This window comes from Xanthomonas sp. NCPPB 4037, assembly GCF_041475695.2.
Taxonomy (GTDB): domain Bacteria; phylum Pseudomonadota; class Gammaproteobacteria; order Xanthomonadales; family Xanthomonadaceae; genus Xanthomonas; species Xanthomonas campestris.
In genome coordinates, this window is the sequence record NZ_CM191261.1 from 969,843 (window position 1) to 995,298 (window position 25,456).

Here is a 25,456-nt window from a genome sequence, read left to right on the forward strand (position 1 = left end):
TGCCGACCCGGCAGCTTTTGCAGCGGCGTGACTGGTGCGTTACAGTCTCCGTCACGCGTGATTTGTTAAGATTCGGCTAATCTCCCCCGATTAGACAGCCGGTTCAGCGTCTGTCTGCATTGCTCATACAGACTTCGCCCATGACCCAGCAACGCACTCTCAAGAACACCATCCGTGCCACCGGCGTCGGCCTGCATAGCGGCGACAAGGTCTATATGACCCTGCGCCCCGCACCGGTCGATCACGGCATTGTGTTCCGTCGCGTCGATCTGGAGCCGGTGGTCGAAGTTCCTGCCGATGCCGAGCTGGTCACCGAGACCACGCTGTGCACGGGGCTGACCTGCAACGGCGCCAAGATCCAGACGGTGGAGCACCTGATGTCGGCACTGGCCGGCCTGGGTGTGGACAACGTGATCGTGGAGCTGTCCTCGGCCGAATTGCCGATCATGGATGGCTCCTCCGGCCCGTTCGTGTTCCTGCTGCAGTCGGCTGGCATCGTCGAGCAGAACAAGGCCAAGCGCTTCATCCGCATCAAGCAGCCGGTGGAAGTGCGCGAAGGCGACAAGATCGCGCGCTTCGAGCCGTACGAGGGCTACAAGCTCGGTTTCACCATCGAATTCAATCACCCGATGATCCCGGCCAAACAGTCGCGCCAGGAGATCGAGTTTTCCACCTCCGCCTACGTCAAGGAAATCTCGCGCGCCCGCACGTTCGGGTTCATGCGCGACCTGGAGTACATGCGCGAGCGCAATCTGGGCCTGGGCGGCTCGATGGACAACGCCATCGTGCTGGACGAGTTCCGCGTGCTCAACGAGGACGGCCTGCGCTACACCAACGAATTCGTCCGCCACAAGATCCTCGACGCCATCGGCGACCTGTACCTGGCCGGCGGCGCGATCCTGGGTGCCTACGAAGGCTTCAAATCCGGCCACGCGCTCAACAACAAGCTGGTGCGTGCGTTGCTGGCGGACCAGGCCGCATGGGAATGGGTCAGCTTCCCGGAAGGCACCGAGCAGCCGCCGGTGACCTACGCCAGCCCCGTCTATGCCTGATGTCAGGGATTTCCCTGGCACGGCCGCGAAGTGTGAACTGCGTCGGATTTCCGGCCCATTCTTAACGTTTATTTAAGCTTTCCCTAACTCCTGCGGCGTCCATGACCGCTAGGATGCGTCGGGTCGTGTGCGGTACTTCGCAATTTCTTCACGCACCGGCAGCCGCTTGCAGCGGCATGGACATCACTTTTTGTTGGTCGATGGCACGTCGCGCAAGGACGCAAGTGCGTCACGCAAGCCGTTACGCGTGGCCTCGGATACCGGCGTGTGTGGGCGGTCGCGGTGTTGCTGTGTTGGGGAATGCAGCGGCGCAGAGGCCGTCTTGACGGTCACTGCGGTGACCTTCAGTCCGATGGATCGGGCGGCATCGAGCAATTGGGTTTCGGCAAGCCGCACCTTGGCATGCCAGACCGACGAATCAACCAGAAAAACGAGCTGTTCGCCTCGGACATTGGCCAACCGGCAACGGGTGGCGAGATGAGGCGGTAACAGGGGGCGCAACTGCCGATCCAGCGCGTCGAGCCACAACGCTCGGCGCAGAGGGTCGCCAGCCTTTTCCCCGAGCAGGGCCTCGACGGCTTGCTGCGGAACGGATGGGCTGCGTGCGTTGGACTTGGGCTTGGACATGACACTCATATGGCGTTAAAGAAAGTCGTAATCAAATCTCGCGAGACCCGGGCCCAGCGGTTGGCCCGACAGTTCCAGGGCTTTGCCGCGGATCGACCGATGGTGGTGCTGGGTGCGGTACTGGGCCTGGGCATGCTGATCGGCGTCGGTGCAAGCACCGCCACCGGCATGGTGACCAATTCCGCGCTGCAGGCCAAGGTCGCGCAGCAGCAAACGGAGCTTGCGCAGGCGCAGCGCGCTTCGCAGGCCCAGGTCAACGCCCTGGCGGCACGCCTGGGCGAGTTGCAGGCGCAAGCCACCCGGCTCAACGCCTTGGGCGAGCGCCTGACCCAGATGGGCAAGTTGAAGGACGGCGAGTTCGACTTCGACGAACCAGTCGGCGTCGGTGGCGGCGATGAGCCGGTCAACGACATGCCGGTGCAGTTGCTCAAGCAGGATCTGGGACAGCTGGAGCAGCAGTTTTCCGCCTCCGGCCAGCAATTGAACGTGCTTGCTTCGCTGATGTTCGATCATCAGCTCGAGCAGAATTCCGTTCCGTCGCGGATGCCGATCCGCAACACCTACATCACCTCCGGCTTCGGTGGCCGCGCCGATCCGTTCGACGGTGGCTCTGCCTTCCACAAGGGTGTGGACTTCCACGCCAATGTGGGCGATCCGGTGATGTCGGTGGCCGATGGCGTGGTCAGCTATGCCGGCGTGCGCGGTGGCTACGGCAACGTGGTGGAAGTGGATCACGGCAATGGCTACGTCACCCGCTACGCGCACAACTCGCGCCTGGTGGTGAAGGTGGGCGATCTGGTCCGTGCCGGCCAGCAGGTGGCCAAGGCCGGATCCAGCGGCCGTTCGACCGGTGCGCACGTGCACTTCGAGGTCTGGGCCGACGGCCGCGTGGTCAATCCCCGCAAGTTCCTGGGCGATACCAACACCCCGGTGGGACGCCGCGGGCGCGGCTGATGGCGGCAGCGGGCGGTGCTTGATTCGTGAAGCCCCGCCCCAAGCTACAATAGGGTGTTGCCATCGACAGGGCGCAGTGCGCCCTGTTTCGTTTACGGCGGTCGGGTCTGTGGGGACCGGCGTCGGTCAAACCGTTCCTTTTCAACCGGTTTCTTCAATGATCAACAGTCTGCTTACCCGTGTCTTTGGCAGTCGTAACGAACGCCAGCTGCGCCAGCTCAACCGCCTCGTCACCCAGATCAATGCGCTGGAGCCGACGATCGAGAAGCTCTCCGACGCCGAGCTGCAAGCCAAGACCCCGGAGTTCAAGCAGCGGCTTGCCGCCGGCGAGTCCCTGGACAAGATCCTTCCCGAAGCCTTTGCGGTCTGCCGCGAGGCCAGCCGCCGCGTGCTGGGCATGCGCCACTACGACGTGCAGCTGATCGGCGGCATGGTGCTGCATCTGGGCAAGATCGCCGAAATGCGCACCGGTGAAGGCAAGACCCTGGTGGCCACGCTGCCGGTCTACCTCAACGCACTGGAAGGCCAGGGCGTGCACGTGGTGACGGTCAACGACTACCTGGCGCGCCGCGACTCCGCGCAGATGGGCAAGCTGTACAACTGGCTGGGCCTGAGCGTGGGCGTGGTGTATCCGGGCATGCCGCATAGCGACAAGCACGCCGCCTACGCTGCCGACATCACCTACGGCACCAATAACGAATTCGGCTTCGACTACCTGCGCGACAACATGGCGCTGTCGCGGGCCGACCGTTACCAGCGCAAGCTGCATTACGCGATCGTCGACGAAGTCGACTCGATCCTGATCGACGAAGCGCGCACCCCGCTGATCATTTCCGGCCCGGCCGACGAATCGCCGGAGCTGTACATCCGCGTCAATCGCATCGTGCCGCAGCTGACCAAGCAGGAAAGCGAAGAAGGCGAGGGTGATTACTGGATCGACGAGAAGGGCAAGCAGGTGCATCTGTCCGAGGCGGGCATGGGCCACGCCGAAGAGCTGCTGCTGCAGGCCGGCATCCTGGAAAACGCCGACGATGGCCTGTATGCCGCGCAGAACCTGAGCGTGGTGCATCACCTCAACGCCGCGCTGCGTGCGCATGCAATCTATCAGCGCGATGTGGACTACATCGTGCGCGATGGCGAGGTGGTGATCGTCGACGAATTTACCGGCCGTACCCTGTCCGGACGTCGCTGGTCCGATGGCCTACATCAGGCAGTCGAGGCCAAGGAAGGCGTGCCGGTGCAGCGCGAGAACCAGACGCTGGCCAGCATCACCTTCCAGAACCTGTTCCGCATGTACAAGAAGCTGTCCGGCATGACCGGTACGGCCGACACCGAAGCCTACGAATTCCAGAGCATCTACGGCCTGGAAGTGGTGGTGATTCCGACCAACCGCCCGACCGTGCGCAAGGACCATCCGGACCAGGTGTTCCTCAACCGCAAGGGCAAGTTCAATGCGGTGCTGGCCGATATCGAAGACTGCGCCAAGCGCGGTCAGCCGGTGCTGGTGGGTACCACCTCGATCGAAACCTCCGAGATGCTCTCCGAGCACCTGCGCAAGGCCGGCGTGAAGCACGAAGTGCTCAATGCCAAGCAGCATGAGCGCGAAGCGACCATCGTGGCCAATGCCGGCCAGCCGGGCGCGGTGACCATCGCCACCAACATGGCCGGTCGTGGTACCGACATCGTGCTCGGTGGCTCGCTGGAAGCGGAATATCACGCCTTGGGCGACGACGCGACCGAAGAAGCCCGCTTCAAGATCAAGACCGATTGGCAGCGCCGCCATGATGCGGTCAAGGCCGCCGGCGGCCTGCACATCATTGGTACCGAACGCCATGAATCGCGGCGTATCGACAACCAGCTGCGTGGCCGTGCCGGTCGCCAGGGTGACCCGGGTTCCTCGCGCTTCTATCTGTCGCTGGAAGACAACCTGATGCGCATCTTCGCCTCAGACTGGGTCCAGAAGGCGATGCGCATGATGGGCATGAAGGAAGACGACGTCATCGAAGATCGCCTGGTCAGCCGGCAGATCGAGAAGGCCCAGCGCAAGGTGGAAGCGCACAACTTCGACATCCGCAAGAACCTGCTGGATTTCGACGACGTCAACAACGACCAGCGCAAGGTGATCTACGCACAGCGCGATGACTTGCTGGATGCCGAGTCGGTGAAGGACAACGTCGACGGCATCCGTGGCGATGTGATCTACGACCTGGTCGCTCGTTTCGTGCCACCCAACTCGGTGGACGAGCAGTGGGACCTGCAGGGCCTGGAAGCCACGCTGGAATCGGAACTGGGCATGCCGCTGGCACTGCGCGAGTTGGCCAAGACCCAGGAAGAGCTGGACGCCGAGCAGATCGCCGCCAAGGTGCAGACCGCGGTAGATGCGCACTTCGCCGAGAAGGAAGCGGCCGTGGGCGCAGACACCATGCGCGCACTGGAAAAGCACGTGATGCTGACCGTGCTCGACCAGGGTTGGAAGGAGCATCTGGCCAAGATGGATTACCTGCGCCAGGGCATCTATCTGCGCGGCTATGCGCAGAAGCAACCCAAGCAGGAATACAAGAAGGAAGCCTTCGAGCTGTTCTCCGAGATGCTGGAAAACGTCAAGCGCGAGGTGATCAACCTGCTGGCGCGCGTGCGCATCCGCAGCGAAGAAGAAGTCGCCGAACTGGAAGAGCAGGAGCGTCGCCAGGCCGAAGCACGCCTGCTGGCCTCGCAGTTCCAGCACCAGGATGCCGGCGGCTACGGTGCGGACGAAGAGGTGGAGCAGATGCAGGGCGGCAACGCGCCGGTACCGGTCTCGCAGGTCACCCGCGACGAACCCAAGGTTGGCCGCAACGATCCCTGCCCCTGCGGCAGTGGCAAGAAGTACAAGCACTGCCACGGTCAGCTCAGCTAGGACCTGGTAGTTCTGCTGATAAAAAAACCCCGCTTTTTGCGGGGTTTTTTGTTGATGCCGATCCCGCGGCGAATGCAGTGCTTGCTACATGTTCCGTTTGAAGAAAGGAAGCGTCTGTTGAGATCTGGCGATTTTGCTATAGCTGATATGCCAATGTAGGAAAAAACTGACTTCAGCTTAAGGGGCACGCCTACGCGGCTCCGAGGCATGCAGCCTAGGTCACGGTGCGGCGAGCATTTACCTTTGTGAGCCCGCGTCGCCTGCAATACGCCGGGGCTTAAACACGCTGCGACGTTACGCACCTTGCGGCGTCATCGTGTCCTTGATCAACATCAAATGGAGCTTCATGAACAGGATCTATCGCCTGGTGTTCAACCGCGCCACCGGCTTGGTGCAGGTTGCATCCGAACTCGCCACCTCCCAGGGTTCTTCCCCCCGCACGACTGACTGCAGCGTTCGCCCCCGTTCTTTGTTGCGCACGGCGATGCTGGCTGCGCTCGGCCTGGTTGCAGCGCCTTCTGCATTTGCTGCCGTCTTCGATTTCAACAGTGATGACACCATCACCAGCTCGCGCGTGTATACCGAGGGCTTCCGCGTTGGCCCGAACGGCACCGTTGTGGTCGATGTCAGCGGCACCGCCGTGGTCACCTCCGAGGAGGATATCTCGCTGGGCAGTACCGCAGCCGGCAATGGCACCCTGCGCCTGTTTGGACCGGGAGCACGCCTGGCCATCAATAGCGGATTCTGGGACTTATTCGTGGGCGATGCAGGCATCGGCAACATGACCCTGCAGGATGGCAGCCAGGCCACCACGGCGGGCTTGATGACCCTGGGCAACCAGCGGGGCAGTACCGGCAATGTGCTGGTCACTGGCGCCGGGTCGGCACTCACTGCCCGCACTATCCTTGTCGGCCGCGGCGGCACCGGCACCATGGAGATCACCAATGGCGGCACCGTCACGACGACACGCCCTTATTCGGTGGTCAATGACTATGGCATGAGCCTCGGTGACGGCACCAATGGCGCCGGTACGGTCAATGTCAGCAATGGCGGTACTTTGGCCATCACCGACAATTTCTTGTTGGTCGGCATGCTCCGCGACGGCACCCTCAACATCGGCAACGGCGGCACGGTCAACGCCGACCGCGGTGTGCATCTGGGCGGCACCCTCATCAGCCTCAGCAACAACGGCACCAGCAACGGCATCGTGAACGTGGCCGACGGCGGTGAGCTCAATACCGCAGAGCTGGTCCTTGGTGTACATAGCGATTCCAGCGGCGTGGTGAACGTGACCGGCACGGGCAGGATCAACGCAGACATGGTCTCGGTCGGCTCCAACGGCGACGGAACTCTGACCCTGTCCGGCGGCGCTGTGCTCCGTGCAACCACCGACGTGCGCGCCGAGCGCCCCCACGGTATCAGCGACAACTTCGGCCAGACCGGCCGTATCGTGGTCAGCGGTGCCGGTTCGGCGATCGAAGCCCCGCGCGTGGATGTCAGCAACGAGTTGCTGGTCGAAGGCGGAGCTGCGATCCGTTCGACCACTGCCACCATCAAGGATTCCTACGCCAATACGCGGACCAACGCGACGCTTACTGGTGCTGGTTCCAACTGGACCAATAGCGGTGCGATGCGTGCCTTCACCAACGTCGAGGTGCTCGACGGCGCTGTCGTCAGTACCGATACCTTGAACATCTCCGGCGGCCTGAACTCCTCGACGCTGGTGGCCCGAGTCGAGCACGATCAGGTTCGTGTCAGTGGCGCCGGATCAGCAATCGTTGCCGCTAACGGCGTTACCGTTGGAGGCACTGTGTTCGAACCCTACGGCGTGCTGAGCGCCAGCAGCGGTGGCCGCATTGATGGCGGTAGCGGGATTACGCTAGCTACTGCTGGTTATCTGGCCTTGGGTGGTGGCATGGATCAGTGGTCGCTTGTCACGACTGCGCCGGCCTGGCGCGCTGCCGAAGCGGCAGGCGAATTTTCCGCTTCACCGATCCTGATGCAGGTCAACTCCGGCGGTTTGGTGTTCAACCACACCGGCGATGCCGCCTTGTCAAACACCATCAGCAGCGTGCCCAGTGGCACTTCATGGACCGGCGGCCAGTTACTCCAGTTATCCGGCAACACGCGCCTGGATGGCAACATGACTGCATTCGGCGGTGACATCAACATCGTCGGCGGCACGTTGGAGATCAATTCTGATCTTTACACTGGCCAGGGCTATACGGATCCCAGCCAGGCATTGCCTCAGGAGATCCGGGTCGCCGGTGGCACGCTGGTGTTCAATGGCACGTCCGGTTTCCAGCAGCAGATCACCCTGGGTAGCACCGTCGAGACCATTCGTAGCTCGAATGCCATAGTGGCCGGCGAGGGCATCCTGGCCGGTAATGCCAGGCTCGGAGAAACCCTGGTCGGCAATGGCGGTACGTTGTCACCGGGCCGCAATGGTGTCGGCAAGATCACCGTCGATGGTGATCTGTACTTCGCCGCAAATAGCGCGTTGGGCGGTGCAATTACCGGCACCTCGTTCTATGACGTCGATGTGCTCGGCAATGGCCAGAGCGACCAGATTGCCGTGAGCCGCACCGCTTACCTGGGCCGCGCCTCAGGCTTGGGCAACACTGCCGATGCTGCGCTGCGCGTGACTGCGCTGGACCCATCTGTCAGCTACCAGAATGGTCAGACATATACGATCCTGGAGGCAGCTGGCGGGGTACAGGGCCGCTTCGACCAAGTGACATCACGCTCTGCTTTTTTCGAACCCAGCGTGGTCTATACCGCCAACCAGGTGCAATTGACCCTCGCAGTGAAGGACACCACACCGCCCGTCACGCCGGTCCCACCTGTCGATCCGGGTATCCCGGTCACCCCGGTCGACCCAGGTACTCCTGTCACTCCTGTCACCCCGGTCACCCCGGTCGATCCAGTTACGCCGATTACACCTGCGCCACCGATCGCCCCTGTCACCCCGGTTGCGCCCATTGCCCCGCCGTTGGTGTTCGGTGCGGTCGCAATCAGCGGCAACCAGCGCGCGACCGCTGCGGCGTTGGATATGTTGCAGCAATCCGGTGCTGCATTGGCGCTCTACAATGGTCTGCTGATCATGGATGCCGACACTGCCCGTGCGGCGTTCGATGATCTCTCGGGCGAGATCCATGCCAGCAACCGTGCACTGCTGCTGGAAGACCGGTTCCTGCGCGAAGGCGTCAACCAGCGGTTGCGCCAGAGCGCGAATCTCGGCGATAGCGATGGTGCTTCGGCCTGGGTCGCAGGGAGCGGTGCCTCCAACCGCCTGGACGGTGATGGCTCCGCCGCTCGTGCCAGCCAACGTCGCGAAGGTCTGATGGCTGGCGTGGACTGGTCATTTGGCCAAGCCTGGACGGCGGGCTTTGCTGCCGGGTCTGAGTCACTGCATCAGCAGATCCGGGCGCGCAATGCCTCTTCCGATGTGGATGCCGTGCACGCTGGTGTGTATGCCAGCTTCCGTGGTGAAAGTGCATGGGTCACCGGTGGTGCGAGCTATGCCGATTACCAGATCGACACCGAGCGCACTGTGGGCATGGGCAGCAGCATCGGCCAGAGCCTGGGAAGCCGCTATGACGCTGATGCGGTGTCGGCGTTTGCTGAGGGCGGCTGGGACTTCAAGCTGGATGCGCTTACCTTGACGCCCTACGTCGCTCTGGCACATACGCGCCTGTCCACTGATGCCGGCGTAGAGAGTGGTGGTAACGCGGCGCTTGCGGTCGATGCGAGCAAGGACGAGGTCTGGACAACCACCGCAGGCGTGCGGGCTGCCTGGGATATCAGTGCCGGCCAGCAGGATGGAGCACGCTTGGAAGCCGGGCTGGCCTGGCAGAATGCGGCCGGCGAACTGCGTGCTGATTCCCGTCAGCGTTTTGTGGCGGGGAGCAATACCTTCACCATCGATGGCGTGCCGTTGGCGCGTAACGTCGGTATTGCCGAGCTGGGCGTGTCGCTCAACACCTCCGAAAATAGCCGTCTGTCGCTATTCGGGCAGGGGCGTGCAGGAGGTGGCCAGCGCGAGGTTGGCGCGCAGTTGAACTGGACGGTGGCTTTCTAAGCGTCCGCGTTCTGCGTGAAAACGCCGAGGGGCTCCGCAAGGAGCCCTTCGTCGTTTCCGGACATGACCGGCTTGAGCGGCGAGTTCACTCGGTGTCCTCAAGGCCCACCGTGTGCTTCATGCGTCAGGCCACCTTTGGCGGGTTGGCGGGGGGACATCCGCCGCCTGTGCGATGGCGGGCGTATGCTCAGCCTACGTCCCGCGTGGAGTGCGTCATGGCGCTGCTGTCCAGCCAGCAACTGAAAGTGTTCGTGCCTGCGCGCGACTACGCCGTCTCGCAACAGTTCTATCGGGCGTTGGGCTTTTTGCAGGAAGACGAGGTCGGTCACGTGACCTGCTTCCGGCATGGGGCGCATTGCGCGTTCTTGCTGCAGGACTTCTACGTGCGCGAGCTGGCCGAGAACCTGATGCTGCACCTGTGGGTGGATGATGCCGATGCGTGGTGGCAGCACGTGCACGATAGCGAACTGATCACGCACTTTCAGGTGACCTGCAGCGTGCCGGAAGACCGCCCCTGGGGGGCGCGCGATTTCACCCTGCACGACCCCAGTGGCGTGCTCTGGCGCATCGGGCATCCGCTGTAGGGCGGGGATTGGGGATTGGGGAGTGGAAATTGGTTGGAGCGGACTGCGGAGCCGGTTGCCGCCGGCTTCGTTGTTCCCAATGCTGTGCGTTGACCAGTGCAGATGGCAGCTGGTGCAAGGCGTTCTCTGTTTGAGCCGCCAGTCGATTGCGCTGAACCGCTCACTCGCGGCACTCTTGCGCCATGCCCGATTCCCTCAGATCCATCCACGTCGTTGCCGGCGTGATCACCGACGCCCGCGGCCGCATCCTGCTGACCCGCCGTACCGAAACCCGTGACATGCCCGGCCTGTGGGAGTTTCCCGGCGGCAAGCGCGAGCCTGGCGAAACCTCCGAACAGGCGCTGGTGCGCGAACTCAATGAAGAACTCGGCATCGATGCGCACGTGGGCGCGTGGGTGATGGACGTGCCGCAGCTGTACCCGGACAAGCGGCTGCGGCTGGAAGTGCGGGAGATCACCGGATGGAAGGGCAGCCCGCGCGGGCGCGAGGGCCAGGCCATGACCTGGGTGGCCGCCGACAAGCTGGCGCGCTATTCGATGCCGCCGGCCGATGTACCGGTGGTGGGGGTGCTGCGCCAGCCGGACCGCTACCTGATCACGCCCGAGCCGCAAGACGATGCCGTGTGGCTGGATGGCGTTGAGCAGGCGCTGCAGCAAGGAATTGCCCGCATCCAGCTGCGCGCACCGGCGGTGGATCCGGCGCGCTGGCACGCGCTGGTGCATCAAGTGATGGGGCTGCGCGGGCGTCAGCGTGCGCAGTGGTTGCTCAATCGCGACATCGGCCTGGCCAGCGAGCTCGGCATCGGCGTGCACCTGGGATCGGAGCAGCTGGCCACATTGACCGAGCGCCCATTGCCGGCCGACCAGCCCGTTGCCGCCTCCTGCCACGGGCTGGAGGATCTGCGCCATGCGCAGCGGCTGGGCTGCGATTTCGCCGTGCTTGGGCCGGTGCAGGCCACCGCATCGCACCCGGGCGCCACGCCGCTGGGCTGGGAGGGATTTGAGACCTTGCGCGAGCAGGTCTCGCTACCGATCTACGCGCTGGGCGGCATGCAGCCCGGGGATGTGCGCGAAGCGCGCGCGCACGGCGCGCAGGGCATCGCCGCCATTCGCGGGCTGTGGCCAGCGTGACGGCAGGCGCGATCGCTGCACGGTCGCCCTGGTTGGTGGTGTTCGGTGGATTGCCTGGCGTCGGCAAGAGCGCCATTGCGCAGCGGCTGGTGGCGCAGTGCGGGGCAGTGTACTTGCGCATCGATACGATCGAGCAGGCGTTGCGCGACAGCGGCATGCTTGCCGGCGACGTTGGCGCGGCCGGTTACCTGGCTGCCTATGCGCTGGCGCGTAGCAATCTGCACCACGGCCTGACGGTGGTCGCCGATTGCGTGAATCCCTTGCCGGTCACGCGCCAGGCCTGGCGCGACGTTGCCGCGGATGCGGGCAGCCGCGTGCTGGAGATCGAAGTGATCTGCAGCGACCAAGACCTGCATCGGCAGCGGGTGGAGACACGCCAGAGCGAGGTGCCGGGCCTGCGATTGCCGGAATGGGCGTCAGTGTTGGCGCATGACTATGCGGCGTGGACACAGCCGCATCTGGTGCTCGACAGTGCAATGCTGAGCCCGGAGCAGGCGGTGGCGGCAATCACTGCAAACCTGGCCCGCTAAATACCGGTGCGGCGGTTGAGCGTCGCGCTGTTGAGCAACGCAGATGTGCGCAGGCGGCAAGCAGCAGTCGTGCGTCGCCCAGGCGATGGGCGAACGACCTCACGCCCAGTGATTCGGCAGTTCGCCGGCCGCACGCGTTGAGCGACATGGCGCGTTAGCGTTCGCACGCCGGTGCAATCGATCGCTGTTGGTTGCCGGCTTCCGCCTCTGTACGGCGGGCGGCGAGGCTGACGCTAGAACGTCACCCAGAAACAGTTGTATTGCCGGCGCAGGCGCAACACGCTGCGCGCCGGCGTGCCGCTGGCGAGTGCCTGCTCCAGGCGCAGCCCCCACGGGCGCGGACGGGTAGCCGGCGGCGGCAGGGGCGCGTCGACCGCGCCGCCATCCAGTCCGCTGGCAGGGGCTGTTGCGTCTGCCTCCCAGCTAGAAGGATCGCTTTGTGGATACATCGGGGCGATCTCCAGCAAGGGGCGTTGCACGATGGCTTCGAGCCGGCTCAGCACCTGATTGGCGGCGGCATCGGACTGCCCGCTCCACAGATACAGGCTGGATAGCCGGTTGACGTCGCGGCTGTCCACTGCCAGCTGTAGCAGCGACACCAGCTCGCTCAGCCGACGAGGGCAGCCGTAGCGATACAACCCTTCATTGCCCTGCGCACGCGTGGCCGGCGGCAGGCGGCTGACCGCGCCCACGTCTTCGCAGCGGCGGTCGGTGAACATGGTCTGCCCCTCCGGCGACACGCAGCGACGGATTTCCTGCGCCTGCCCGCGTGTTGCGGGGCAAAGGCAGAACAGCAGCAGCAACGGCAGCAGAAGGCGAGGCATCGGCGCAGCGTAACGGTGTGCGCGTGAGCCGGCGAACAACACAGCGATGCCACACAGGCTTGCGCCGCGCGCGCCGGTCACCCGCGTGCGTGCGAGGGATGTGATCCGGAACGGCATGCCTGTGGAGAGAATGCCTTGGACGGCTTGCCTCAGCGTCCGAGCAGCTGCAACACCTGTGTGGTCGGCTTGGCCAGATTGAGCGTGTAGAAGTGCAGCGCCGGCACGCCGCCGGCAATCAGCCGTTCGCACAGCGCGGCGACCACCTCGGCACCGAACGCGCGCACCGCATCGGCATCATCGCCGTAGGCCTGCATCTTCTTGCCGATCCAGCGCGGAATCTCTGCACCGCATTGCTCGGAAAACCGGCGCAGCTGGGAGAAGTTGGAGATCGGCATGATGCCGGGAATGATCGGCACCTCCACGCCCAGCCGCTGCGCTGCGTCGCGAAAATGAAAGTACGCATCGGCGTTGTAGAAGTATTGGGTGATTGCCGCATCCGCGCCGGCATCGACCTTGGCCTTGAAGTACTTCAGGTCGCTGTCGGCATCGATGGCCTGCGGATGGGTCTCCGGGTAGGCGCCCACCTCGATGCGGAACGCATCGCCATGCTCGGCGCGGATGAAGGCAATCAAATCCGAGGCGTAGCGCAGGTCGCCTGGGTGGCCCATGCCAGACGGCAGGTCGCCACGCAGCGCCACGATGCGGGTGCAGCCGATGGCGCGATAGAGCTTGAGCAGTTCGCGGATTTCCTGGCGGCTGCCGCCCACGCAGGACAGATGCGGCGCCGCTTCAAAGCCGTGCTTCTGCTTGAGGTGGCGCACCGTCTCGGAGGTGTAGCTCAGCGTGGAGCCGCCGGCACCAAACGTGCACGACACGTATTCGGGCGCATAGGCCCTCAACTTGGCCGCAGTGCGGTCCAGCTGCGCGCGTTGGTCGTCAGTTTTGGGCGGGTAGAACTCGAAGCTGAGATGCGTCATCGCGGCAGGTCCGGCAGAGCGTGCGGTTATAATATCGCTTCATCGCGATGAATGCATATTTGGTTGCGAGTGTCCCGATCCGCGCGGTGCATGCCGCGCTAAGGCGCTTCTACCCGGAACGGCAGGTTGGCGTAACCGGCGCGACCTTGCTGGTCATGGACTTCCACGAACAAGCGGTAATTGCCCGGCGCCGGCGCCTTCAGGCGGACGCGACTGTCATCGCCCGCATGCTCGGGATGCAGCTCAACGTCGATCTGTGGTGGCAGTGCTTCCGCATCGCCACCGATGCTGCGCGCCGTGCTTTCGGTGTGCACCTGCCAGACGTAGCGCAGTGCGGTGGCGCCGCTGGCCGTGAGCGTGGCAGTGGCGGTGTGGCCTGCGCGCAGCGTCACGCTGTCCAGTGCCTGTTTGCCGTCCAGGGTCAGCGTGGACACGGCCGGCGCGCGCGTGGCTGGCCAGCGCCCAGTCCATAGCGCTTGCAGCGTGTCCACGCTGGGCGTGGCCGCGCCCAAAGGCAGGAACAGCCCATACCAGGTGGGCGTGCGCTCCTGCTTGTTGCCCCACAGGAACACGAACGAGCCCAGCCCCTGCCGCGTATCGCTGGCGATGCGCTGGCGATAACGCTGCTCCAGCAGCACCGCCTTGCGCGCGCTGTTGTCTTCGACGGGCGCACCCCAGGCGGTGGTCGGCGATTCCCAGTGGCCGGTGGGGCCCCATTCGGTGACCACATACGGGCCACGCCAGCCGCTGTCGTGCAGTTTCTGCGGCAACGCATCGATGTCGCCGTACAGCTGCACGGCGATCAGATCCAGCGACGGCGCACGTGCCTTGAGGCGGTCGATCAACGGCTTGTCGAAGCCGGCCAGGGTGGTGGTGACCGGATGGTGTGGATCGATCGCGTGGATGGCATCGACAATCGCGCCCACCGCGTTCCAGACCTTGGGGTTGGTGTAGTCGAGATTGAGCTCGTTGCCGACCACCCACATCAACACCGCCGGATGTGTGGCCGACTGCTGCACCTGCGTGCGAATGCGCTGCAGTTGTTGGCGCACGGCTGCGGCATCGTTGTAATCGAAGCCGTGTCGCTCGTTGCCGACCTCGATGCCGACGGCGACCTTCAACCCATTGCGTTGCGCACGGTCAAGGAACGCGCGCTGGCGCTGCGGGTCCGGATCCACGCGCCAGGTGCGCAGCGCGTTGCCGCCGCGTGCTGCCAGCGTCTCCATGCTGCCATTGCCCAGGCCCGCGCCCTTGATCACGAAGGGCGCGCCATCGACCAGCAGCCGATAGCCGTCATCGCGGTGTTCGATGCGCACCTGCGCGGCCCATGCCGCTGCGCTGCAGGCCAGCAGCAGGGCGCCCGCCACCAACTGACACCACTGCCATCGATACCGCATGCGCCGACTCCGCTGCCGAATGCAGCAAATCATAGATGTGGCAGGGCTGCTGGATGTGATCGTGGTCGCGGCATGCTTGGGGCTGCTTGCCGGTGACGCAGTCATTGCGCGATGCACGCGGTAAGCTGGGCGCTACCCCACGCAATTGATCGGAGCGCGACATGCAAGAGCAGGAAATGGACGTAATCGCTGAGTCGTTGGGCCGCATCTGGGTCGCGTTGGCGCGCAGCGTGGGCGATCTCGCGCTCGCGATGGCCGAACAACCCGGCGTGGACGGCGACAAGTTGTTGCGCGACTTCGCCGCGCGCCTGCCCTCGGGCCAGGATGACGGGACCTCGAAGGTGTTCGAGGCGATCCGCCAGTACCTGGATCAGGACGTGGTGGCAGACGACGCCGAGTAACTGGCTGCCTGCGCGCCTGCGGAAACGTGGGCGCGCAGCTGTTGGCGTGGCGATGGTGGTGGTGTCGTTTAAGGCGGCGTGCGAGGTGTCGCGGTGCAGCGCGGTGACGTCACGTTGAACTTTTGGCATGGCGACAGCTGGGGATGGGTTGCTGGTGATCGTTTCGCCCTTGTGGCTGGCAGTTGATGGCCGCTGCTGTTGTGAGTCGAAGCAAAGCCGTGATGCGTCTGCGACGTGTGGTGTCCGTCTGCGGCATGCGTGGCTGGAGGATCGTGGTTGGAGTGCTCACGTGTGTGTAGCGGTGGCGTCGCGGCTGGCGGCATTAGCAGCGTGAATACTGCAAACGCACGCCCAGTTTGAGCTCAACGATGATCTGGCACCGCGGGGAGCGCGCGGCGATGTCGTGCATTGCATGCGTTGCAGTGCGTAGCCAGCGTCTGTTCGCGTCACTAGCGGCGTCAATCCGGCCTCGGTCGCCACCGGGTCGAAGGGCAGCGCATGCTCGCTGACCAAAGCATCCCTCACTCATGGCATTGCATCAATGCGCAAAGCAGTCACGTCGCCCAGGGATGTAGGGTGACGCCAACGACGGCTCGCATTTCTCGCGACGCTACGCCGGGCACACATCGCTTCTGTGCCAAACGTTGACGGGTCGGCGCCTACACTGATGCCCACTTTCTACGGAGCGTCCCCATGAGCGAGACCACGATGACGGCTATTGCGATCCGCAATGGCAAGGGCGATGCAGATGCACTGCATGCGGTTGAGCAAGCACGCCCGCAAGCAGCGCCGGGCCAGGTGTTGATCCGTGTGCATGCCGCCGGCATCAATCGGCCGGACCTGCTGCAGCGTGCCGGCCACTATCCGCCGCCGCCGGGTGCACCGGAGACGCTGGGCCTGGAGGTCGCGGGTGAGGTCGTGGTGGCCGCTGGCCGCTGGAAGGTCGGTGACCGTGTGTGCGCCTTGCTCGGCGGCGGTGGCTACGCGCAGTACGCGGCGGTGGACGCGCGCCACGTGCTGCCCGTTCCTGACGGCATGACGCTGGTGCAGGCCGCTGCATTGCCGGAAACCATCTTCACCGCCTACGCCAATCTGTTCGAACATGGCCGCCTGGCGGCAGGCGAATGGTTGCTGCTGCACGGCGCCACCTCCGGCATCGGCGTGACCGCGATCCAGTTGGCCAAGGCTGCCGGCGCGCATGTGCTGGCCACGGCCCGCTCGGCCGGCAAGGCGGCGCAGGCACGCGAGCTGGGCGCGGACGTGGCGATCGACTCCACCACCGAGTCGTTCGTGGCCGCCGCCAAGGCGCACGCCGGGGTGGACGTGGCGCTGGACATGGTGGGCGCATCGGTCTTTGCCGATACGCTGGAAGCACTGAATCCGCGCGGCCGCATCGTCTACATCGCCTCGCAGGCGGGCGCCACGCTGGAAGTGCCGATCCCACTGCTGATGCGCAAGCAGGCCATCCTCACCGGTTCAACCCTGCGCCCGCGCAGCGCCGACGAAAAGGCGCGGCTGGCAGCGGAAGTGGAGCGCGTGGTGTGGCCCTGGATTGCGCAAGGCAAGGTGCGCGTGTTGATCGATCAATGTTTCCCGCTGGCCGAAGCCGCCGCCGCGCATCGCTATCTGGAGCAGGGCAGCCATCTGGGCAAGGTGGTGTTGGAAATGTAGCGGCACTGCAGGCGCGCACATGGCCTGCACCGTAGGCTGCGGGCCTGTCCCATGGGCGCGCCTATGCGGTTGCTTGAGCGGTGCGCGTGCCGTCTTATCGTTGGCATTGCGCGACTCGAAAACAGCGCGCCACCGGCGATCACCCGCAGCAACACTTAGAGCGGCTAACAAAACGTCGCGAGCAGCCGTCAGGTGGGCGCGGACGGCGCGGAGGAACCGGAGTGTACGGGGGTGCATGCCGATTCCGAGCACCGGCCGCGCCAGCCTGGCGGCTGCGCAGTCGTTTTGAAAGCTGCTCTTAGCCGGCAGGCTGGTTGTGCACCGCCTCGATGCGGTGCCCATCGGGATCGATCACAAAGGCGGCGTAGTAGTCATCGCCATAGTCCGGCCGCAGGCCCGGCGCGCCGTTGCAGCGGCCGCCGTACAGCAGCGCTGCGGCGTAGAACGCGTCCACCGCAGCGGTGCTCGGTGCGCTGAAGGCGAGATGGAAGCCGGCGCCCGCGGCCAGCGGCACGGCCGTGCTTTGTTTGAGGGCGAGCTTGTCGCCACCACCGGCCCAGCCATAGCCCACTGCCTGGTCATCGGTGCCAGGCGCCAGGTCCGACCACACCCGCACATAGCCCAGTGCGCCGAGCACCGCATCGTAGAAGGCGACGGACGTGTCGATGGCGCTGACGCCCAGCGAGAGGTGATGCAGCATGGCGAGGCGCCCGAGGGAATGACTGCACGGAGTGTGCGGCGCGATGCTGGCCGCTGACCCGCGTGCCGTCAACCGTAGATCAGTCGCCCGACCTTGCACGATGCATGTGGCTGCGGTCTGCCACGAGGTATAGCAAAACAAGCGGTAGCGATGTCTCGCAGCGGCCGCTGTGCTGCCCGTACACTGCGCCGGTTGCGCGCAGCCGCCGTGGCTGCGACACCTCTCGCCACGCAGCCGTGCGCACGACGACGGATGGCTGCCGGCGTCATCTGTCGGCCGTCACTTCCTCATGAGCACGAAGGTTTCGATGAAGCATCCAGACGCATTGCGCATTGCCCTTGTCGGTATCGGCAAGATCGCCCGCGACCAGCACGTACCCACCATCGCCGCGCGCGACGACGTGCAGCTGGTGGCCACCGTGAGCCGGCATGGCACGGTGGATGGTGTGCCAGCGTTCCAGACGCTGGAGGACGCGTTTGCCGCGCATCCGCAGATCGAGGCGGTGGCCTTGTGTACACCGCCAGTGGGGCGGCATGCGCTGGCGCAGTCGGCGCTGGCGGCCGGGCGCCATGTGTTCCTGGAAAAACCACCCGCGGCCACCCTGGCGGAGATCGACGACCTGCGCGTGATCGCCCGGCAGGCGCAGCGCAGCTTGTTCACCAGCTGGCACTCGCGTTGCGCCGCCGGTGTGGAGCCAGCACGGCAGTGGCTGGCCGGCAAGCAGCTGGTGCGCGTGCACATCACCTGGAAGGAAGACATCCGCCATTGGCACCCGGGCCAGGACTGGACCCTGGAGCCCGGCGGCATGGGCGTGTTCGACCCCGGCATCAATGCGTTGTCCATCGTCACCCATCTGCTTCCCCGGCCGTTCGCACTGCGCAAAGCCACGTTGCACACGCCGAGTAATCGGCAGGCGCCGCTGGCGGCCACGCTTACCTTCGCCGATACCGACAATGTGCCAGTGACTGCGGAATTCGATTTCCTGCAGACCGGCCACCAATGCTGGGACATCGCAGTGGAGACCACGCAGGGAACGCTGATGCTGAGTGAGGGCGGTGCCAAGCTGCACATCGATGGCGTCGCACACAGCGTGCCTGCGGCCAGCGAATACGACGGGCTGTACGCGCGTTTCGTGCAACTGGTGCGCGCGGGCGAATCCGAGGTGGACACCACACCCTTCGTGCATGTGGCCGATGCGTTTTTGCTGGGCGAACGGCAGGTGACTGCGCCGTTTGCGTGGTGACGGTGCGCGCGTAAGGCGCAGCGTTGGCAGGCCCGCCATGTATCCGTTCACGGCGTTCCAATGCATGGAACGCCGCCGAGACGCCATTGCTAGAGCATCTGAGAACAGACGCGTCTTGACCTACCGCGTGTCGAGCACAGTGCATTGATCCTGTGCATCCACCGCTTGCGCTTCACCGATGGAGTGGGTCGCAGCACGCACCTGCGTTGCCACGGCGGGCGCAATCTGTGCGCGAAAACGCCTGACGATCAGCGCTTCATCCAGGTAAGCGAAGACGAAGAAGCCCAACAGGGAGCCGGCCACCAGTGTCGGCGCATGCAGGAACGTGCCGGGTAACAGCAGGCTGAGCCACAGGAAGATATTCGGCGAGGTCTGCAGCAGATGGATATCGGCCACGATCGCGGCATGAATGGCCCTGCCGGTCATCCGTTGGTGCAGCCGTAGATACAGCGCGCTGCAGATGCAGCTGGCCACCAGGACGCAGAACGGGAGCAGCAACGCTGCCCACGCATGCCAGCCGCCGTGGCGCAGGGTGGCCGGCAGCGCATCGCCGTCTGCACGCAGCGACACCAGAAATGCCAGTGGCACCATCGCCAGCGCACCGACCCAACTCCAATTGGTGGCGAGCTTGCCGGCCGCAATGGGGCGCGCGTGGCGCCAGGCCTGGCCAAGCAGGCAAGGCAGCGCCAAGGCAACCACCAGTACCACGAAGAAGCGCTCCAGCGCATGCGCGTTGCCCAGCACTTCGCGATGGTCCAGGAACAGCACCAATAGCAGCAGCGGCAGCACGATCGACAAGACCAGCGTGTAGCGTGCGGCAAAGAAATAATCGCCCCCACGTGCCAGCGAGAACGTGGGCACCGACAATGCTGGCGGCACGATGAGCAACAGGCCCAGGACATGCAGCCACGCGTTCTGTGTGCCAACCAGCAGGGCTATAGCCAGCACGACACGCCCCACACTAAGCGCACCCAATGCGATGTTCTCCGGGCCGCTGGTCAGGCGCAGTGCCCCTGGCTCGATCCGGAGCGACAGGAAGAACGCATTCACTGCCAGCAAGGCGATCACCGCAGCGCTGGCTAACGCAGGTGGTAGCGCGACGCCCATGCACGACAGTGCAAAACCACCAAGCGCGGCGAGCAGCATCCAGCGCAGCAGGTGGATTTCCGTCAATTCGCCAAGCGTATTGAGGTGTGACGAGCTGCGCGCGGTCAGTTGCTTGAGTTCGTCCCATGACAGCGGGCGCGAGTTGGGCAAGCGGAAGTCGATGTACTCCGCTGGTGGCAGCCCGGATGCGATCAGTGCAAAGACTTCCACGATGTATTTGTGCGCGACGACCAGTACGTGCTTGCCTTGCTGATCCAGCGGCGCCAGCACGGTCTCGTAATAGGTCTTGCAGCGGGCGTACATATCCATCCAGTGTTCGCCATCCCGTGGCGCGCCATCGGCATCATGGAAGTAGCGTTCAAACACCGCATGACCGACCGATTTCTTGATCAAGGTCTTGTTCTTGCCGGCGAAGATGCCGAAGTTGCGTTCCACCAGTGCCGCGCTGGAAACAACCTCGGGCATGGGCGCAACGTCGTGAAGGATAATGGCTGCCGTTGCCTGCGCGCGTTCCAGCGTGGAGACGTGCACTTGGTCGAAGTGCAGTGCGCGTTGCTGCACGTAGCGTGCGGCCTGCTGCGCCTGACGCCGGCCGAGCCGGGTCAGCGGCGAATTCTGGGAACCAGCGAAGTAGTTCTGTTCGTTGGCGAGCGATTCGCCATGGCGGACAAAGTAGAGAGGCATCGCATGCTCCGGCGTGCACCATCGATGGGGGAGGGCGATGTCATGCGTGTAGTGCTCGCATGGCGCTCGCCACGATGGTCGCGCGCAGCTGGGGCAGCAGAAGGAAGCAATTGCAGCGACCGCCCGTAGGTACGCTCGCCGTGCGAACGGGTTACATTGATCGCTTGCCGTGTGCGGACAATTCATATTTCGTTGGCATGCGCGAGAGGGCACCTGCTGGTAACCGTGCGCGTCATCGCTTGGTGCTGAAATGCCGCCATCAATGGAAAAGATGCGTCTTTGTAGATGTTTTCGGGTGCCGAACGCACCGACGCCTTCATGCGGGCTGCCCCCATGAGGGCATCGGTGTTACCACTTAGTGGGATCTGTGGATGTTCCCTGGTTGCCTGGATGTCACCTTCGAAAAATACACCGCGCTGCAGCGCGCCTGCAGACGCAGCGCGTCTGCGAACTCAACGCCGCCACATACGCGCCTGCCGCGCCGGCAGGGTGAAGGTGTACGAGCCACTGGAGATGCGCACCACGTTGCCGGAACCCAGTGCATCGACGTAATCCGCATTCCAGAACAACACGCTGCCGTTCATGGCGACGGTGGTGTTGACCGGGTTGCCGCACTTGTTGATGCCCACGATGCCGAGGCTGCCGCGGCGGAACAGGATGTGGCAGGCACTGGATGACAGTACCTGCATGTCGCTGCCCTGCACGCCGTTGTGGAAGCCAATCATGCGGCGCAGATCATCGCGCAGATAGGCATTGACCCAGCGGTTGTCGCCGCTTTCGTTGTTGTCGGTGTAGACCATTGGCACGCCGCCGTTGCGGCCCAGCAGGTACGCATAGGCCAGCGTTTCATCGACCGGGTCGAGAATCGCGTAGCGGAAGCCTGCGTTATTGGGGATGTCGTGTGTCACGGCAAATGTGACCGCCCGGTTGCCCGGCAAGGCCTGCCCGGTGGACGCCGGGTCCACCAACTGTTGCATGCTCGCACCCACACCGAAAGCATTGCGTACCGCGTTGAACAGCGGGAAATCGTAGGCGGCATGCGGGGTGGATTGCAGATACGGCGCCAGGAACTGGTCGTAATCGCCATTGCCGCTGCCACCGCCGGTGATCACTTCGCCGAACACGTACACACCGGAGCGGATGCCGGCATCGAACACGCGGTGGAGGTGGTCGAAGGTCATGTGCTTGGCCGCGTCCACGCGGAAGCCGGTGACGCCCAGGCCCTTGAGCGCCTGCAGGTAGGCGCGCTGCTGCTGCACCACCCAATCATTGCCGAGCAGATCCGGCAGGCCCAGGTCGCTGCCGCCGCCGCAGATGCGGTAATTGCGTACCTGGAAGGCATCGTTGTAGTTGCTGATGCATTGCGCCGGCCCGAAATCACTGCCGCTCAAAAAGTTGGACTGCACGGTGCCGAACAGGCGCAGTGCATCGTAGCGCCCGGGATTGGCTGCGTACTGCGCCAGCACCGCGCTGCCGGGGTAATTGAGGTCCGAGCGCGTTGCTGCTTCATTGGCCATGTGGTTGAGCACCACGTCGGCATAGGTTTCCACACCGTTGTTTGCCAGTGCCTGCACCATGCGCGCGAACGCGGTGGTGTCGCCGAGTGGATTGTCGATCAGGCGGATATCCTGCGGCTGGTAGCGTGCCCACCAGGCACTGCCTTCGGAGCGATACGCCGGTGCGACCAGTACTTTGCGATACCCGGCATCGGCGATCTGCTTGGCGCGCGCTTCCACCGTGGCGTAGGGCCAGTTGAACGCATGCAGGATGACGTCGGCCTGTGCGCTGGCGGTGGTCAGCAACAAGGTCAGCGCGATCAACAGCAACTGGTGAGCGCGTTGCCAGAACGTGCGTGGACAGGGGCGAGAGGTGGCGTGCATCGGGTGTGTCTCCTGATCAGTGGACGCACGCATCCCGCACAGCGATGCATGCAGCAATGCCCTCCGGCCCCTGTTCCGGAAAGCGCGCCCCACGGCGTGCGGCGCGCGGTGATGCTAAGCGCGCATCGCGGCGCAGCATTGACCCTGTGCATACGTATTCACTGCAAAACAGCCGCGAAACGTGCGGCCGGTTCGATGCCGAGGGCGTGCACGGTCGCACTCGCGCCGATGCATTGCGCGCGGTGCTGATCACTGACGGCGGTGGCTGCCGGTATGGATGCCGTGACGTCCAGCAGGCCGGGCCCGGTGCGCAACCTGCGCGCTATAGGCAACGACGGCAGCCCAGTGCAGCAGCGCTGCTGGGGCACAACGGCTCAGCGGTATGGAGAGCGGCTACCGAAACGTAGCGAGCAGGTTGTCAGGTGGGTGCGGCGGCGCGGAGCACCCGGAGTGTGCGGGGGGACGTGCCGATTCCGAGCACCGGCCGCGCCCGGCTGGCGGCTGTGCAGTCGTTTTGATGGCTGCGCTAAGCCTGAACAGCCTGGTTCAGGCCTCCTGGGTCAGCGGCACCTCGTGCGCCAGGGCGGCAGCCACGCCGGCCGCGTTAAACTGTGTGCACGTCACCGGTTGGTTTTCTCGCATGCGCAATCCTCTTCAAGAACAACTGCTCAAGGCAGGCCTGGTCAAGAAAGCCCAGGTGGACAAGGTGGCGCGCGAGCAGAACAAGCATCGCCATGCCAAGGGTGCACCGGCGGCCGCAGCAGACCCGGACAAGGTGAATGCCGCCCGCCTGCAGGCCGAGCGCGCCGAGCGCGACCGCGCACTGGCCGAGGAGCGCAACGCGCAGCTGCGGCAGCAGGAACTGGTGGCCCAGGTCCGCCAGATCATCGAGACCAGCCGCGTCAAGCGCGAAGGCGAGATCGACTACCGCTTCAACGATGGCAGCGTCATTCGCAGCGTGCTGGTCAACCCGACCTTGCGCAGCCAGCTGGCCAGTGGCGCGTTGGTGATCGTGCGCTACGGCGAGGGTTTCGAACTGATTCCGCGCGCCGCGGCCGAGAAGGTCTACAGCCGCGATGCCACCGCGGTGGTGCTGGATCATGGCCGCGCCGCAGCGCCACCATCACCGGACAGCGACGACGACTATTACAGCCAGTTCAAGGTGCCGGACGATCTGATCTGGTAAGCCGGATGCGGGCACCGTGATGCGTGCGCGCCGCGTCGATGGCAGGCAAAACGCGTACAGGTAGCAGCGCGGTGCACTGCTGCCAGCACATCTGGCGGGCCACCGCGGACCAAGGCGCGGGAGCAGCGCTTGCGTGAGAACGATGCGCCCGCGTTACTCTTGCACGCTGTACCGCTGCCAGCACGCGCCATGTCGATTGTTCTCACCCCGTTTGCCCGCCCGCGATTGTTTCCGCGCGATGGCCGCCGCAACGCCATCCAGGACTGCACGCCCGAGCAGTTCATCCAGCGTCTCAACGATGAAACGCCAGTGCGCGTGATCGAAGGCTACGCGCCATTCTGCCGGCTGCATGCGCATCGCAATTGGACCTCGACACGCTGCCTAACCGTCCCCATCACCGATGCCAATCGCCATCAGCTACGCTCCGGCTACGAGGCACGCAATTCGCAGGAATTACCAGTCCTGGTGCGCTGGTTCGAAGGCGTGGAGCCGCCGGTGGCCACCTACCTGCTGCCCATCCTCTACAGCCGCGAGCAGCTGGCCAAGGAGGGCAGCCCCATCGACGCAGACTGGGGCGTGGTCGGTTGCCTGTACACCGCCGAGCCAGACGAAATTCCCATGGCCCCGATCACCATGTTGCGCAATGCGCTGGGTGTGGAGGAGGGCGGTTCCGACGTGTCGCTGGATCGCGATGCCTACCGCCGCGCGGTGGCGTTCTGGGATGCCAACGCGAATTGGCGCCCCTGACGCGAGGCGTTGGGCGTAGCGGTTGCACAGGGGCCTGCGCCTTCGTCAGCTGCCTGCAGGCGACCGGCGTTCAAGCACCGCAATCAAGCAGCGTTAACCGACGCCGAGCACGGGCATCTCGGGGGCCGCCCACGTCACCGTGATGATGGCGCCGTGCACCCGCCCTTGCTCCCTGAGATGCGCAAAGACTGCGGCGGGTGGCCAGCCTGCAGGCGCATCGGCAAACGGAAGCTGCAGCGACTGCAGCAGGCTGAACATCTTGGCCAGTCGCTCCGGTGTGCGGACGTCCAGCACGAACCCGTCGCTTGTCGCGGCACCTTGCGTCAGTAGCGTTTGATACGCGGCGCCTGGCGCGCAGGTGACATGGATCTGATGCTCCAGCACCGCGCGAACATGGTTCACCGACAGGTGCAGCGGCTCAAAGATCACTCAGAATCTGAGTGCGTCGCTGGGTGTACTCGGCGTCGGTGATCAGCTGCTGAGACTTGAGCCGATCCAGTTCGGCCAGCCGGGATTCGGTGGTCTTCAGTGCCGCTGTAGTGCCTGCGGCAGATGCACCGGGTGTGCGTGAAGCGCGCTTGGCAAGCCAGACGATCGCGCTGATGACGGCAGCGATGATGCCGAAAAACACAAGAACGATGAGCCAATGCCAGATGCTGAAGCTACCCATGCGGTGTCCTTTTTAGATGGGCTGAAAGAGCCGGCGCGCTCTGCCGCAACCGCGTGCAGGCAAGGCAGGGGCGACGCCCGGGCCGGTACGTTACCGCCGGCGTGTGCAGCCTGTC

20 protein-coding genes, 1 other RNA gene and 1 pseudogene are annotated in these 25,456 nt (G+C 64.6%); 12 read left to right on the forward strand and 10 right to left on the reverse strand.

Annotation, left to right across the window (positions count from 1 at the left end; all coding sequences use genetic code 11):
* Positions 1–140 precede the first annotated feature (140 nt).
* The gene (gene lpxC / locus ACCQ01_RS04260; RefSeq protein WP_014506674.1) at positions 141–1,052 is read left to right on the forward strand and encodes a UDP-3-O-acyl-N-acetylglucosamine deacetylase; all 912 of its coding nucleotides are present in this window, start codon (positions 141–143) and stop codon (positions 1,050–1,052) included.
* Between the two features lie 183 nt (positions 1,053–1,235).
* Here the strand turns inward: lpxC and ACCQ01_RS04265 are convergent, their stop codons facing one another.
* Positions 1,236–1,688, reverse strand: coding sequence for a DciA family protein (locus tag ACCQ01_RS04265; protein WP_228431545.1), 453 nt, complete (start codon positions 1,686–1,688; stop codon positions 1,236–1,238).
* Here ACCQ01_RS04265 and ACCQ01_RS04270 point away from each other — a divergent pair, their 5' ends adjacent.
* The 6 genes from ACCQ01_RS04270 to ACCQ01_RS04295 all read left to right on the forward strand — a co-directional run bounded on the left by ACCQ01_RS04270 (position 1,689) and on the right by ACCQ01_RS04295 (position 11,854).
* The gene (locus ACCQ01_RS04270) at positions 1,689–2,633 is read left to right on the forward strand and encodes a M23 family metallopeptidase (protein WP_115576513.1); all 945 of its coding nucleotides are present in this window, start codon (positions 1,689–1,691) and stop codon (positions 2,631–2,633) included.
* 157 nt (positions 2,634–2,790) lie between these two features.
* Positions 2,791–5,529, forward strand: a complete 2,739-nt coding sequence (gene secA, locus ACCQ01_RS04275; RefSeq protein ID WP_228431546.1) for a preprotein translocase subunit SecA — start codon at positions 2,791–2,793, stop codon at positions 5,527–5,529.
* A gap of 346 nt (positions 5,530–5,875) precedes the next feature.
* Positions 5,876–9,610, forward strand: coding sequence for an autotransporter domain-containing protein (locus ACCQ01_RS04280; RefSeq protein ID WP_228431547.1), 3,735 nt, complete (start codon positions 5,876–5,878; stop codon positions 9,608–9,610).
* Positions 9,611–9,825: 215 nt separating this feature from the next.
* Entirely contained in the window at positions 9,826–10,194 is a 369-nt protein-coding gene (locus tag ACCQ01_RS04285) for a VOC family protein (protein ID WP_042596881.1), read from the forward strand.
* 182 nt (positions 10,195–10,376) lie between these two features.
* Positions 10,377–11,324: a Nudix family hydrolase gene (locus ACCQ01_RS04290; RefSeq protein WP_228431548.1), complete on the forward strand. Its 948-nt coding sequence runs from the start codon at positions 10,377–10,379 to the stop codon at positions 11,322–11,324.
* Positions 11,321–11,854: a P-loop nucleotide/nucleoside kinase family protein gene (locus ACCQ01_RS04295; RefSeq protein ID WP_228431630.1), complete on the forward strand. Its 534-nt coding sequence runs from the start codon at positions 11,321–11,323 to the stop codon at positions 11,852–11,854. The genes ACCQ01_RS04290 and ACCQ01_RS04295 overlap by 4 nt, the downstream gene beginning before the upstream one ends.
* Before the next feature lie 233 nt (positions 11,855–12,087).
* Here the strand turns inward: ACCQ01_RS04295 and ACCQ01_RS04300 are convergent, their stop codons facing one another.
* The 3 genes and pseudogenes from ACCQ01_RS04300 to ACCQ01_RS04310 form a co-directional block, all read right to left on the reverse strand.
* Entirely contained in the window at positions 12,088–12,678 is a 591-nt protein-coding gene (locus ACCQ01_RS04300; protein WP_228431549.1) for a hypothetical protein, read from the reverse strand.
* 149 nt (positions 12,679–12,827) lie between these two features.
* Complete coding sequence (metF, locus tag ACCQ01_RS04305; protein ID WP_228431550.1) at positions 12,828–13,655, reverse strand: methylenetetrahydrofolate reductase [NAD(P)H]; 828 nt, start codon at positions 13,653–13,655, stop codon at positions 12,828–12,830.
* A 39-nt stretch (positions 13,656–13,694) separates the two neighbouring features.
* Positions 13,695–15,052: pseudogene (locus ACCQ01_RS04310) on the reverse strand (glycoside hydrolase family 2 TIM barrel-domain containing protein).
* Positions 15,053–15,213: 161 nt separating this feature from the next.
* Here ACCQ01_RS04310 and ACCQ01_RS04315 point away from each other — a divergent pair.
* Positions 15,214–15,453 (forward strand): hypothetical protein, encoded by a 240-nt coding sequence (locus tag ACCQ01_RS04315; RefSeq protein WP_012439209.1) that lies wholly within the window; start codon positions 15,214–15,216, stop codon positions 15,451–15,453.
* Positions 15,454–16,146: 693 nt separating this feature from the next.
* Positions 16,147–17,124: an NAD(P)H-quinone oxidoreductase gene (locus tag ACCQ01_RS04320; RefSeq protein ID WP_228431552.1), complete on the forward strand. Its 978-nt coding sequence runs from the start codon at positions 16,147–16,149 to the stop codon at positions 17,122–17,124.
* A 162-nt stretch (positions 17,125–17,286) separates the two neighbouring features.
* Here the strand turns inward: ACCQ01_RS04320 and ACCQ01_RS04325 are convergent.
* Both ACCQ01_RS04325 and ACCQ01_RS04330 read right to left on the reverse strand, forming a co-directional pair.
* A non-coding RNA gene (locus ACCQ01_RS04325) (sX9 sRNA) lies at positions 17,287–17,361 on the reverse strand.
* 61 nt (positions 17,362–17,422) lie between these two features.
* Positions 17,423–17,824 carry a VOC family protein gene (locus ACCQ01_RS04330; protein ID WP_014506688.1) on the reverse strand — a complete coding sequence of 134 codons (402 nt, stop codon included), beginning with the start codon at positions 17,822–17,824 and terminating at the stop codon, positions 17,423–17,425.
* Positions 17,825–18,131: 307 nt separating this feature from the next.
* On the opposite strand from ACCQ01_RS04330, the gene ACCQ01_RS04335 reads away from it, so the two are divergent.
* Positions 18,132–19,067, forward strand: coding sequence for a Gfo/Idh/MocA family protein (locus ACCQ01_RS04335; protein WP_228431631.1), 936 nt, complete (start codon positions 18,132–18,134; stop codon positions 19,065–19,067).
* 120 nt (positions 19,068–19,187) lie between these two features.
* Here ACCQ01_RS04335 and ACCQ01_RS04340 read toward each other — a convergent pair whose 3' ends face one another.
* Positions 19,188–20,858 carry a histidine phosphatase family protein gene (locus tag ACCQ01_RS04340; RefSeq protein WP_228431553.1) on the reverse strand — a complete coding sequence of 557 codons (1,671 nt, stop codon included), beginning with the start codon at positions 20,856–20,858 and terminating at the stop codon, positions 19,188–19,190.
* Positions 20,859–21,310: 452 nt separating this feature from the next.
* Positions 21,311–22,681 carry an alpha-amylase family protein gene (locus tag ACCQ01_RS04345; RefSeq protein ID WP_228431632.1) on the reverse strand — a complete coding sequence of 457 codons (1,371 nt, stop codon included), beginning with the start codon at positions 22,679–22,681 and terminating at the stop codon, positions 21,311–21,313.
* Positions 22,682–23,378: 697 nt separating this feature from the next.
* Between ACCQ01_RS04345 and ACCQ01_RS04350 the strand changes: the two genes are divergently transcribed.
* Together ACCQ01_RS04350 and ACCQ01_RS04355 are read left to right on the forward strand one after the other, a co-directional pair.
* The gene (locus ACCQ01_RS04350; RefSeq protein WP_228431554.1) at positions 23,379–23,924 is read left to right on the forward strand and encodes a DUF2058 domain-containing protein; all 546 of its coding nucleotides are present in this window, start codon (positions 23,379–23,381) and stop codon (positions 23,922–23,924) included.
* 189 nt (positions 23,925–24,113) lie between these two features.
* The gene (locus ACCQ01_RS04355) at positions 24,114–24,671 is read left to right on the forward strand and encodes a DUF3228 family protein (RefSeq protein WP_228431555.1); all 558 of its coding nucleotides are present in this window, start codon (positions 24,114–24,116) and stop codon (positions 24,669–24,671) included.
* A gap of 93 nt (positions 24,672–24,764) precedes the next feature.
* On the opposite strand, the gene ACCQ01_RS04360 is transcribed toward ACCQ01_RS04355, so the two are convergent.
* Both ACCQ01_RS04360 and ACCQ01_RS04365 read right to left on the reverse strand, forming a co-directional pair.
* A complete protein-coding gene (locus tag ACCQ01_RS04360; protein WP_228431556.1) occupies positions 24,765–25,100 on the reverse strand; it encodes a hypothetical protein in 336 nt (111 codons plus the stop codon).
* Positions 25,090–25,341, reverse strand: coding sequence for a hypothetical protein (locus tag ACCQ01_RS04365; protein ID WP_115000331.1), 252 nt, complete (start codon positions 25,339–25,341; stop codon positions 25,090–25,092). Before ACCQ01_RS04365 ends, ACCQ01_RS04360 begins: the two co-directional genes overlap by 11 nt.
* Positions 25,342–25,456: the final 115 nt, after the last annotated feature.